A 13,025-nucleotide genomic window follows, 5' to 3' on the forward strand; every position below is an offset into this window, starting at 1 on the left:
TACTACTGTGTTGAGGTCATATCATCTTTATTATTCCCTGAAAAAGTTACTTTATTATCACTCCTCAATATTTTGTTAACTTTTGCTCAAATCTATTAGTTAGCACCACTACCTAATAGGAAAAGACTAATCAAAGTGCCACTATTCCAGAGGCTATGTAGCAGCATAGAAGAGAGAAGATTACGGGACTTCGTATAAACAATTCCTAAAACAATTCCTAGAACCGTTAATGGCAAAACTTCTGAAAGATTCAGATGAGCAACAGCAAAGATTAAACTACTAATTCCGATAGCTGCCCATAAGGGAATATACCGAGTTAAAGACGGTAATAAAAAGCCACGAAACATGATTTCTTCATAAAAAGGAGCAGCGATCGCTGCAGTAAAGTAAAAGATAGCTAAAACCACGATATCTTGCCCTTCTAAAGCTAAAGAGAGTAATGGGTTACTTCCTCCTTGTCCATCCCAAATATTTTGGTTAATTAATGAAATAATGACGACCAAAGGTAAAGCGACTAAATAACCCCCAACTCCCCAAACTATCCAGTTACTTAACCAATTAAAATTAAACCAGTCTTTAGGTAAAGGAAAAAAAGGTTTGATAGATAAATAAAGAACGCCTATACCTCCTACAGACATGGCAACATAACTACCTAAAACATAAAAAGCTTTTCCTCGAAGGGTTAATTCAGTTAAATTAATATTCAGAAAACTAACAAGAATAGGTAAAATAATTTGTCCAAAAAATAGAAATCCAACTACTAAAACTTGCCAAGTAATTTCTAATTTCCAAGGAGTTTTCCATTTGAATCTTTCATCTATAGCTAAAATAGCAGATTCTTTCTTAATGGCTAATTGAACCAGAGAAAAGATAATAATTCCGATACCTATTAATCCTCCCAACACAGGAATAATAGCAATAATGGTTAATTTAATAATGGCTTTTTGGGCTGCTTCTTGTTCTTTTTCTTGTAAACTAACTAAATCATTTTTTCGATCTTGTATTTGATAAAGTTGATTGAGAGAATAATAGCGAAACCATCCATTGAGTTCATTTTTAAGGGTTAATTCTGATTCAGATAAAACGGAAGGATTATCATCCCATAAATGACTAAGAATATCAGCAGTATTCTGTACAGAAGGAGAAAACGATAAGGGTTGTATGTTATCTAAGTTTGTTAAACCCTGTGTTCGGTTTCCTTGGACAATTTCTAATAGTCCTATTTTAATTTTTATAGTTTCAATTTCTTTTTTCTGTCGATTAACTTCTATTTGTAATCTTTGTTGTTCATTACCTTCTGAAAAAATAGGAATAGAATTAACAGTCCTGTCTGATTCTTTTATAAGATCAGATTTTTGATTAATTATTTCTAAATTATTTTCTAATTGATTTAAGTTTTTTTGTGATAGATTTAGGGCTTCTTTATATTGTTTGATAGCAGCTTGATAAGGGTTTTTTCCTAAAATAGATTCACGAATTTTATCAAACTCACTAACATTATTTCCTGAAAATTCTGAGGCTTGCAGCACCAAGTTAGTTTGATAAAGTTGTAAATTAGACTGAACTTGGGGTTGATTAATACTACCAATAAGTGATAAGATTACTGGAATTAATGAAATAATAGTTAAAACAATTAATATTATTCTTTTAGTTGTCATTAAACTCTCTCTAATAATTTCGACTATGGCTTATTGGTTGAAATCAAAATAAATTGATCAGCTTCTCCTAGTATTTTAACATTAGTTAACTTTAAATTGTCAAAAGCTTCCTCATCTAATAATAGATAAGATGAAGTTGTGGCTAGTGTTTCTAATGTAGTATTATCTTTAGCAAGTATCTGGCGATCGCTATAAAAATCTAAACTCGGACGACTATAGTCAAATGAAGTATAAATAATTGTATTAGGAGGTGTATTTTCTCTAATTAAAGTGGCAACCGGTTTCACTGCAAATGATTCATTAAGTTCCCATACCCAAGATTTAGACATTACAAATAAACTCAAACTAACATATAACCCAATCATAAGAATAATAATAAACTGAGGAGAATTATCTTTTAATTTTTTTGCAGTTAATAAAAAAGTAATACCAAGAACAAGAGACATAATAAAAAGTAACAATTCTTTAGTTTCTTGCCATAAATAAATACTTCCTATAATAATTAAAGCACTAAGAAAGAAAAGACTAAAAATTAACCATTTAGGATAATAGTTTTCTTTTTCATATAACTTAAATAAATAATAACCAATACTGAGAGCAAAAAAAGGATAAATTGGCATAATATACCAAGGTAGTTTTGTTCCCATTAGGGTAATAACGACTAAGAAAACAATCAACCCTGTTAATACTAATTTTGCCCAAGAACGCTGACGTTGCTTCCAGGCTAAAATTAAGCTACCAGGTAAAAATAGTAACCAAGGTAAACTATATTTAATCAATTCAAGCAAATAATACCACGGCGAACCACTATTTCCCTCTACTGCAGTAGATAAGCGATCAAAATTTTGTTGGAGAAAATGAACTTGAATAAATTGTTCTCCATAATAATCAATTTGTAAATAATACCAACTAATTACAGGTAAAAATCCAATTAATAACCCTAACCATAATAGAGAATTTTTTAGTAAAATTTTTGGATTATCCCAAAGGATATAAATGCCTAAAATTCCTCCTAATGCTAGGACTAAGATACCTTTACTGAGTGCAATTAATCCTAATCCAATACCGAAACCAATTCCCCATAGAGGATATTTTTTTGACTTCACTAAACAGAAAATAGAAAAGATAAAAAAAGTGTTTATCATACCATCTATCATGGCTAAACGTCCATGACGTACTATGGGTAATAAAGTTAAATAAACTAAACTACTCAAGATTGCTGGTAATGGTTTATAAAAGATATTTTTTCCGACTAAATAGAGTAAAGGAACACCTAAAGCGGTTAATAAAGCACAAGGGAAACGAGTAGAAAACTCACTTATTCCGATTAGATGGTAACTAATATTAATTAGCCAAATAATTAAAGGTGGTTTTAATAAAAATGGCTGATCTGCGTAGGTTAAATAAAGCCAATTTTCTGACTGAAACATATCTTGTGAAACTTTAGCATAATATCCTTCATCCCAGTCTCTTAAAGGTACATTGCCTAAATTTATAAGCCATAAAAACAAAGCTAAAATCAACAGTATTAAAAACCAAATATTATTATTTTTTGTATTAATTTTCATCATATTTTTGATTTAATTAAGAAGATGATTTTACTAAATAAAGATAATATTTTTCATTATAGATAAAAGATTGAGTAAATTTTTTTATAAATTGAATGCTTAAGTCAGGAGATGAACCTAAAAACTCTCGATTCATAATGAGCAAAATATCCTTATTTTCATTAGCTATAATTTTACTCATTTGATTAATGATATCAATATTATCAACTATTTTTCTCTCATTATTAAAGAGGACATAACTTCCTAATTGTTGAGTCTCTGGGTAATATATTTTATGGTTAAGATAACCACTAATCGGTGCAATAGTAAAATCTTCGCTACCCATAATAAAATGCTCAGCCAAATCATTATGTTGGATAAATTCTGAGGTCACTTTACTACTAGAATATGGAGTAATTAAGTCTCGACTAAACGCAACAATTCCTGCGATCACTTGTAACCATAATATAATTAATAAAAAAGTTTTTTTATGATGATGAACAAAATTTGCCCAATGAGAAATTTTTTTTGATAATTGACGAGAGATACTTTGTAAGAATTTGATAACCAGTTTAGAATTAGTATAATAACTTCCTATCCATAAAGAAGCAATAAGAATAATATATAAATGTCCATAATGTCTCTGAGATCCTAAAAATTTAGCATAAGTAAAAGCCAGTATTTCTAAACTTCCTACCCAATAGAATAATAAAGCTATGGGTTTTTTAATCAGCATCAATATAGAAAAACCGAATAAACCTAGAGAAAAAAACGAAAATATGAGTAAATCTAGAGGTTTAGAATCACTAGGAATAATGATTAAAATATAACTCCGCCAAACTCTGGTAATGGTTTGAGTTAAACGATTAAAATCAAAGTAAAAAAACCATTGACTTGCACCTCCTTGTAAGGTACTATTAGAAGGAGGTAATAACATGAATACTGATATAACTATTCCCAATAAAAAAGCAATTAGAGCAATAATGATATCATATTTGTTTGCTTTTGTTTCATACTGAAAATAATGACTAAAGAGATACTCAATAGTTAAGGTAAATCCTAACCCTAAGGATATTAATAAACAATAAGCATTCGTATTAGCCATGATAGCTAAAATAAATCCCAGAGGAAGATAAGATTTATAGCGAGTCTTAAAACAAGCGCAAAAGAAAAAAATTGATAAAACTCCAATCCCATAATTACGACTAATTAAAGAATATTCATAGATAGGTAAATAACCGAAAGTAAATAAAGCTTTTTGAGTTTTAGTAAAAGGAGAACAAAGAATAAAAATAGAAACAGTAGTAACAGCAATCAACCAATGAAAAAGCTGCATAGCTATGGGATTAGCGGTTATCTGATTTAAAACCCATAAACAAACATACCAAATTACAGGATGTCCCTCATATTTAATATTTTCAAAAAAATGAATTAAAGAATAACTATCCCTAGCAATTAACCAGCCATTTAACTCATCACGCCACATAGCATGGTTCAAAATACCAATGAGAGTAATAATTGCAAAACTAATAATTAAAAATATTTCAAACCTGTTATTTTCATAATAGTATTCAGAATGAAATTGAGATAAAAACTTTTGTTTTAAAACCATAGATTATAAAAAATACTTCAGAAGTATTAATAAGAAATCTGACAAATATCAAAACAAGTTTAGTATAAACACCCAAGAACCTGTAATCTAGAAATTGATAATTCCGAGAGAGGATAAGAAGATTGACTACTCGCGTTATTATAGTGCGTCATGGACAAAGCAGCTACAACGCTAAACGATTAATTCAAGGGCGTAGCGATGAATCTGTAGTAACAGAAAAAGGTCGCCAGGATGCACAAAAAGTTGGTAATACCTTAAGTTCTTTGCCTATTGATGCTATTTATTCTAGTCCTTTGCAACGGGCAAAAACCACCGCAGAAATTATACAGAATTGCTTCAAAGAACCTCCTACTTTATCCCCAACCGAACAACTCAGAGAAGTAGACCTTCCTTTGTGGGAAAAGTTGCATAAAGACGAAGTAGCCAAGAAATTTCCCGATGAGTATCAATGCTGGAAAGAACGTCCCCATGAATTTAAAATGGTTTTGTCAACTTCTGAAGGACAACGGGAACATTTCCCAGTGCTTTCTCTGTATGAACAAGCACAAGAATTTTGGCAAACCTTACTAGAAAAGCATCAAAATCAAACCATTTTAATTGTGGCTCATAACGGCATTAATCGCTGTTTAATTATGAGTGCCATCGGGGTTCCTCCCTCCCATTATCACCGAATTCAACAGTCAAATTGTTGTATTAATGTCTTAAATTTTACAGGGAATTGGGGAGAAACAGTACAACTTGAATCCCTTAATCAAACCTCTCATTTAGGCATTTCTATTCCTCCCCCTCGTTCAACGGATAATGTACTCAGATTACTCTTTATTCGTCATGGGGAAACCCAATGGAATCGTGAATCTAGATTTCAAGGAATTCGAGATATTCCCCTCAACGAAAACGGCAAAAATCAGGCACAAAAAGCAGCCAATTTTCTCAAAAACATTCCCATCGCTTTTGGTGTCAGTAGTCCCCTATTACGACCTAAAGAAACCGCCGAAATTATCTTACAATATCATCCAGATATTACCCTAGACTTACGACCTGCCTTAACCGAAATTTGTCATGGACTCTGGGAAGGCAAACTAGAATCAGAAATAGAAGCCAACTTTCCTGGAATGCTCAAACAGTGGAAAGAAGCACCAGAAACGGTACAAATGCCAGAAGGAGAAACTTTACAACAGGTTTGGGATAGAGCAGTTGCTTGCTGGCAAGAAATTGTTAAAGATTATAGCCATGACCCCAACCCCAAAACTGGCATTGTTGTCGCCCATGATGCTATTAACAAAGTAATTTTATGTGAATTATTGGGATTAAATCCTGCTAATTTTTGGAACATTAAACAGGGGAATGGCTGTGTTAGCGTCATTGATTATCCCAAAGGAGTCAACGGACACCCAGTTTTACAAGCCATTAATTTAACCAGTCATTTAGGGGGGGTTCTCGATAAAACCGCAGCCGGAGCCTTGTAATATGAAATCTTTTTGAAGACCATACGTTAAGGTACGGTGAGGCAGAGGAGGCAGGGGGAGCAGAGGAGGAAAAGATTAACATTCTTTTTACACTTTCCACACTCCCCATACGCTTCTAACTACCCAATCACAAGAAAAACCGCCATAATGTAAAAATGCAAGGGATTGACTCTTAGCAAAATTCTAGTAAGCTACTATATCAACAACTAAAAAAATCATAAACTTGTAAATCCCTGTTTATATAAAACTATATTGATGTTTCGGAGTGAGGAAATTAAACATCGTGTCGTTTAGCACTATTCGACAAAAACAAAACCCTAAGAATTCCCCTAAGGCTAAACCTTCTTTCGCCCAAGGGGTTCTTCGCGTTGCTGGGGGGACTGTTCTTGGCACAAGTCTTTTAGCGAGTTCCATTCTCGCGGGGGGTCTAGTCGGTTTAGCCATTAGTTTCCGCAACCTTCCTGATGTGCGAACCTTAAATAACTATTCCCCTTCGGAAACCAGCTATGTCTATGATATCAAAGGACGGCTCTTATCTCGACTCCACGGAGAAGCGAACCGAGAAGCTGTTCAACTCGAAAAAATTGCCCCTGAATTGAAACGGGCTGTATTAGCCATTGAAGACAGCCATTTTTACTTACATCATGGCATCAACCCCACCAGTATCGGGCGGGCTTTTTGGGTTAACTGGAAAAGTGGCGGTGTAGTCGAAGGGGCCTCTACGCTGACTATGCAGTTAGTGAAAAATATTTTTCTCACCAGAGACAGAACCTTTAGCCGAAAACTCTCAGAAGCAGTTCTCGCCATTCGCGTTGAACAAGTTTTTGATAAAGACCAAATTATGGAAATGTACCTCAATAATATTTATTGGGGTCATAATAACTACGGAGTTCAAACTGCAGCCCAAAGTTATTTTAATAAGTCAGCTTCTAAGTTAAACCTATCCGAAGCTGCCATGATGGCCGGGTTAATTCAAGCCCCAGAAACCTATAGTCCCTTCAACAATTACGCCAACGCTAAGCAACGGCAGAAGGTGGTTCTAGACCGTATGGCCGATTTAGGTTGGATTACTCCAGAAGAAGCCCAAACAGCCTATAAAGCCCCTCTAGGCGTAGGAAAACCCACTTCTTGGCAAGGGAGTAAACTTCCTTACGTCACCGATACTGTGATGCAGGAATTACAAGAAACCTTTAGCAAAGAGGTAATCGTTAAAGGAGGAATGCGTATTCAAACCTCCGTTGATTACTTCATGCAGCAAAAAGCAGAAGAAACTGTTAAACAAGGTTATCGCAACTTAAGGGGTCGGGGAATTTATGCCAAAGATTTACAAGTTGCCCTAGTGGCTGTTGACCCACGAACCCATTTTATCAAAGCCATTGTTGGTGGCGTAGACTACGATAAAAGTCAGTTAAATCGGGCTGTTCAGTCCCGTCGTCAACCTGGTTCCTCCTTCAAACCCTTTGTTTACTACACCGCCTTTGCCAGTGGAAAATATGCTCCCGGTTCAGTGGTTAATGATAGTCCCGTTAGTTATCGAGATGGTAGTGGACTCTACAGTCCCAAAAACTACGGGGGTGGCTTTTCTGGGGCTATGTCTATTCAAGCTGCTTTAATTCAATCGCGCAACGTTCCGGCGGTCGTTCTGGGGCAAAAAGTTGGGGTTAGTAAGGTCATTGAAGTGTGTCGTCGTTTGGGCATAGAAAGCCCGATGCGTCCCGTCATTTCCCTTCCCTTGGGTGCTGGTGACATCACTCCTTTGGAAATGGCCAACGCTTACGCTACCTTTGCTAGTAACGGGTGGTATTCTGATCCCACCATTATTGTCCAAATTACAGACAGTCGGGGTAATACCCTGTTAGATAATACCCCTAAACCTCAATTAGTGCTTGATCCTTGGGCAACCGCATCCTTAACTACGGTGTTGCAAGGGGTAATTAATAGTGGAACTGGTCGCGCTGCCAATATTGGTCGTCCGGCTGCCGGCAAAACGGGAACCACCGATAATGAACGGAACGTTTGGTTTGTTGGTTATGTTCCCCAATTATCTACTGCCGTGTGGGTTGGAGACGACGCTAACCGCGCTATGGGTAAGGGAGTCACTGGAGGCGGCCATGCTGCACCCATTTGGCGTAGTTTTATGACAGAAGCCCTCAAAAATGAACCCGTTTTGCAATTCCATGCTGCGTCTAAGTTCCCCCGTCCTAAAGTTAAAGAGAAAAAATAGGCCATTGAGATGAACAGGGGAAAACTCCAAAAAAACCTTAATCACCGCCCCTGGTTTCGTCTTATTTGGCAGTGGCAAGGTTCGGTAATTCCGTCCATTTTGCCTCGTGTTTTTGCTTGTGCTGTTTTTGCCTTGGGAATTACGATTGTCTATGATTTTGGGATTAATATAGCTTTACCCTTAGAAAGTGGTTTAGTTCCTAGTATTGTTTTAGGGTTACTATTAGTTTTTCGCACCAATACCGCTTACGAAAGATATTGGGAAGGGCGAAAGCTTTGGGGGACTTTGATTAATACAGTTCGTAATTTATCTCGCAGTTTATGGATAACAATTAAAGAAAATGATAGCAGCGATCGCACTCAAAAAATAGCCACGTTACGATTGTTAGTTGCCTTCGCTATTGCCACTAAGCTACATTTACGTTCTGAACCAGTCAATGAAGAATTAGCTAGGTTTTTACCCGAAAAATGTTACGATAAGCTATTCACTATGAATCATCCCCCCTTAGAAATAGCTTTTTGGATTGGTGATTATTTACAACAACAATATGAAAAAAAATGTATTAATTCTTATCAACTAACTGCCATGTTTAAATTATTAGATACCATGGTAGATGTGTTGGGAGCTTGCGAAAGAATTCTTAAAACTCCAATTCCCCTAGCTTATACTATTCATTTACAACAATTAGTCTTACTTTATTGTTTAACTTTACCCTTTCAATTTGTTGATGAATTAGGTTGGATGACTGCCCCAATTGTTGCCTTAATTAGTTTTACTATATTAGGGATTGAAGCCATTGGTATCGAAATAGAAAATCCCTTCGGTTATGATGCTAATGATTTACCCTTAGATCAAATTTGTTATACTATGGAAAGAAATATAGAAGATTTAATCACCCTTGCCCCTTGTGTAAGATATTTAAAAAATAATTTAAGTCAATAGTTTTTTTATTATTAATTAAAATGAACTGGCATATTCCTAATAATCTTTCTTTTGAAAACGCATTGCAATTGACTGAAACCCTTATAGACGCAATGGCAAAAAAACAGTTGAAAGACTATGAAATTGAAGAAATAATTACTACTTTAGTAAGTAGCAAAAATGGAGGGAGAGGCTTTTTTGTTATCTATTTAACCACCGATCTTTCAATAGCTGATAATCCTAGCGAGGGAGTTATTAATGCTTTAAAAACATCCTCGGATAATGTTAGCGAACTATTAGTTAAAAATCTAGCAATGTCTTCAGCAATGGTCATTACTCATCGTCGTAATAATGATGAACAAAAAGCCCAAGGATCAGATCGAGTTTGTAAGAGAACTATCAACCTTATTAAACAAATGAATTTAGAATTAACTCAGCAACAATTACAAGAATTAAACCAAACAATTATTAATAATGAGGGAAGTTATCAAATTTTTTTAGAAAAATGGGGCTATGATCAAGAACAAAAACACACAATTAAAAATAAAATAGAACAATTATTATCTTAAGTCACAATTAATCATTAGTTTAACTATTTTAGGTCTTCTGGTTTAATTAGGTTAAAAAAGTAGTCAAATAGGGAAAAAGGCAACAGTGTATTATGCCACTAATAGCAGTTACAAGATTTGGGAAATTGGAGATAAATATGAAGCAACGCGCAATTCTACAGTTATATTAATCACTCTTAATTCTAATAAACTCGCTCTTGATCTGGATCAAATAAATAATAGGAGCCTTTACCTGTTTTTTTCGCACAATACATAGCAGTGTCAGCATGGCGAATTAAGGTTTTAATATCACTGTTATCTTGAGGATAAAGAGTGAATCCAATACTTACTGATACAGATGCGATTTGAGAATCGATTAAAACTGGTTCATTAGCCACATCGATAATTCGCTGTAAAATCTCATAACACTGTTGTTCACCTGATAATGACGATAGTATGATCACAAATTCATCTCCACCCATACGGGCTACACTATCCCCAGATCTTAGACAAGCTTTTAATCGAGCAGCTATTTCAATCAATAATCGATCACCAACTTCATGACCGAGTGTATCGTTAACTTTCTTAAAACCATCTAAATCCAAGTAACAGATAGCAATTAAATGATTGTTTCGAGAAGCTTTATACATCTCCTGAGTTAATCGATCGCACATTAAACGACGATTGGGTAAACCAGTAAGTGGATCGAATAAAGCCATCTGCAATAGTTTTTCTTCATTTTTTGTATAGCCAGTAATTTCGATAAATGAGTGGTTAACATCAACGATCTCACGCTCGCTATTCAAAATAACAATCGCCTCTTGAACATGATCGAAAACGCTAGTGGATAAGCGTTGTAACTGGTTTTCTCTGTCCTTAAGCTCTGAAAAAAGCGCGGCCACAAATTGTGCTGTCATGATGGCACCAAGGAGAAAGATGTTAAGATCAACTAATTGCGCTTTCCCATTAATGACAAATGGACCCATAGATTTATGGGTAGCATAAAGTGTTATGGAAGCAATCAAAAAAGTTCCTAGTGTAACCATTGCCATTCCTTGTCTTACGGCCATGAAGACTAACAACGGCATAAAAATCGCAAAAGTTGTCGAGACACTATCAATTTCAGTAACAAAAAAGACTAACCAAGCAAGACCAACAAGTGGAAGCAGGGTTAAAAATCCTTTGAAAAGCTGATTATTTTTAACTTGGAATTGACTGAAGAGGGATAATAATACGGGGGTCAGTAAAATTTGACCCAGAGCGTTACCAAACCACCAAGAGAACCAAGCATTAGCATATTCTGAAGTGGGTAGTATTCCCCCCATCCAGAGAATAAATGTTCCACAAGTGGCACTGAAAGGTTGTAATCCTAAAAAAATTAGTATTTGCAAACCCGAAATATCGCGTATCGAAGCTAAATTGGGATCTAAATGAAAACCCTTGAACAACTTTAAACCAATGATTGCTTCTAGACTATTAACTGTTGAAATTCCTAATGCTAATATCAACGGAAGTCCATTGTTAACAGCAAGTAGTAGTTGTCCTAAAAAAATTCCTGGCCAAATACTTACACCACATAAGATAATGGCAGCTAAAGCCCACCCTTCTGCGGTGAACACCACTAAGGTAACAATGCTGTGAGAAACAGAGAAGAAGAAACTAGCTTTTCCAGAGAGAAAATAAAGTAGAGCGACAATTAGTATTTGTGTGATCTTACCCCAAGACATTTGTTAGTGATAGTATTTTGCTATTAGGAGAAATTGTACGACAAGGCAATAAGATGGAAAACTTTGTTTTACTACCCTCTCAACCTATTATCACTTAATTATACGGCTGTATTTTATTCCAGAAAAATCCACAATGGAAACAATTAGTTAATCTAACTATTTTGAGTCCTAAAAATCGCACTTTATAGTATTGATACAGGCGAATTTCCCTATATTATTGAAAATAACAACTAATATTAAAGGCAACAAACAAGGTTGAAACAATTATCTAATTAACCATTGCCTGTTGCCTATTCCTTAGTTAACTTAACCAAAAAGGAATTAATTTAGATAAACGAGATTTTTGAGATAAAGGAGCGGCCATTGTGGTAAATTGTTCTGTTAATCTCGGTGCTAACCTTTGTCCCCAAATCGCTAGATAACTTTGCCATCCCACTAATATTTCTGGTTTGTTTTTTTGCAGTCCCTTAATTAAACTTTGGGCAACTTTTTTAGGAGAAACCGGTTTGACAAAGCGAAACCAGTCTAACCCTTGTATCATATCCGTATCCGTTAAAGAAGGTAATAAGGCAATCACGCGAATATTATAAGGGGCAAGTTCCCCCCGTAAAGCTTGAGTGAAGCCTAATAGGGCGAATTTAGTGGCAGAATAGGTGGCCATGGTTGGGGCTGCAATTTTCCCCATTAAACTAGAGACATTGACGATCGTCCCTTGTTTACGATAAGCCATCCGTCTTGCAATTAATCGAGTCATCTGATAAGTTGCCATCAGATTAACCGATAATTCTGCTTGGACTTGGGATAAACTAGCACGAAGAAAAGAGGTTTGATGAGCAACCCCGGCACAGTTGACTAAAAGATCAATAGGACCATGATTTCGCCAAGCTTGAGCGATCGCTGTGTTAACGGCGACAACATCCGTGAGATCCAAGGGTAAAATAATCACCTCTACCCCTAAGGGTTCCATATCTGCGGACAGATTAATTAACCTGTGTTCGTTACGGGCTACTAATAAGAGGCGTTTAATCCCATTTTTAGCTAATTCTAAGGCGATCGCACGACCGATCCCACGGGATGCCCCAGTAACTAAGGCCGTTTTTCCTTGTATATTCATAAAAAACACCTCCATGATGTCCTGTTTTGTAGTTAAGGTGCATGAATGGTTGCATCCTTATCCTTAAACAAGACAAGATTAAAATATTGAACAATAAGCCACACAAAACCGCTTTCTTCCTCAATTAAGGACAGAATTAACCTAAACTCTGACTTTTAGTACATTGTTTGTACAATTTAGAGTAAGCAAGTCAATATATATAACCATT

The 13,025-nt window shown here is 35.3% G+C and carries 9 protein-coding genes; 4 read left to right on the forward strand and 5 right to left on the reverse strand.

All coding sequences use genetic code 11. The features are described from left to right. Nucleotides 1–95 precede the first annotated feature (95 nt). Genes CY0110_RS18440 through CY0110_RS18450 form a run of 3 tightly spaced genes read right to left on the reverse strand, consistent with a single transcriptional unit; the run spans nucleotide 96 to nucleotide 4,817 of the window. On the reverse strand, nucleotides 96–1,658 hold the full coding sequence (locus CY0110_RS18440; RefSeq protein ID WP_008277033.1) for a CPBP family intramembrane glutamic endopeptidase: 1,563 nt from the start codon (nucleotides 1,656–1,658) through the stop codon (nucleotides 96–98). 23 nt (nucleotides 1,659–1,681) lie between these two features. Further along, on the reverse strand, nucleotides 1,682–3,229 hold the full coding sequence (locus CY0110_RS18445; protein WP_008277034.1) for an ArnT family glycosyltransferase: 1,548 nt from the start codon (nucleotides 3,227–3,229) through the stop codon (nucleotides 1,682–1,684). A gap of 13 nt (nucleotides 3,230–3,242) precedes the next feature. Next, nucleotides 3,243–4,817 carry a hypothetical protein gene (locus CY0110_RS18450; protein WP_008277035.1) on the reverse strand — a complete coding sequence of 525 codons (1,575 nt, stop codon included), beginning with the start codon at nucleotides 4,815–4,817 and terminating at the stop codon, nucleotides 3,243–3,245. A gap of 122 nt (nucleotides 4,818–4,939) precedes the next feature. Between CY0110_RS18450 and CY0110_RS18455 the strand changes: the two genes are divergently transcribed. The 4 genes from CY0110_RS18455 (at nucleotide 4,940) to CY0110_RS18470 (ending at nucleotide 9,997) form a co-directional block, all read left to right on the forward strand. After that, entirely contained in the window at nucleotides 4,940–6,283 is a 1,344-nt protein-coding gene (locus CY0110_RS18455; RefSeq protein WP_035799946.1) for a histidine phosphatase family protein, read from the forward strand. Nucleotides 6,284–6,566: 283 nt separating this feature from the next. After that, complete coding sequence (locus CY0110_RS18460; RefSeq protein ID WP_008277037.1) at nucleotides 6,567–8,507, forward strand: transglycosylase domain-containing protein; 1,941 nt, start codon at nucleotides 6,567–6,569, stop codon at nucleotides 8,505–8,507. Between the two features lie 9 nt (nucleotides 8,508–8,516). Next, nucleotides 8,517–9,449, forward strand: a complete 933-nt coding sequence (locus tag CY0110_RS18465; RefSeq protein ID WP_008277038.1) for a bestrophin family protein — start codon at nucleotides 8,517–8,519, stop codon at nucleotides 9,447–9,449. A 20-nt stretch (nucleotides 9,450–9,469) separates the two neighbouring features. Continuing rightward, a complete protein-coding gene (locus CY0110_RS18470) occupies nucleotides 9,470–9,997 on the forward strand; it encodes a hypothetical protein (RefSeq protein ID WP_008277039.1) in 528 nt (175 codons plus the stop codon). A gap of 182 nt (nucleotides 9,998–10,179) precedes the next feature. Here CY0110_RS18470 and CY0110_RS28030 read toward each other — a convergent pair whose 3' ends face one another. Beyond that, a complete protein-coding gene (locus CY0110_RS28030; protein ID WP_008277040.1) occupies nucleotides 10,180–11,703 on the reverse strand; it encodes a diguanylate cyclase domain-containing protein in 1,524 nt (507 codons plus the stop codon). Between the two features lie 301 nt (nucleotides 11,704–12,004). Continuing rightward, nucleotides 12,005–12,817: an SDR family NAD(P)-dependent oxidoreductase gene (locus tag CY0110_RS18480; protein ID WP_035799958.1), complete on the reverse strand. Its 813-nt coding sequence runs from the start codon at nucleotides 12,815–12,817 to the stop codon at nucleotides 12,005–12,007. Between the last annotated feature and the right edge of the window lie 208 nt (nucleotides 12,818–13,025).

Origin of the sequence: Crocosphaera chwakensis CCY0110 (assembly GCF_000169335.1) — a bacterium.
GTDB classification, from domain to species: domain Bacteria; phylum Cyanobacteriota; class Cyanobacteriia; order Cyanobacteriales; family Microcystaceae; genus Crocosphaera; species Crocosphaera chwakensis.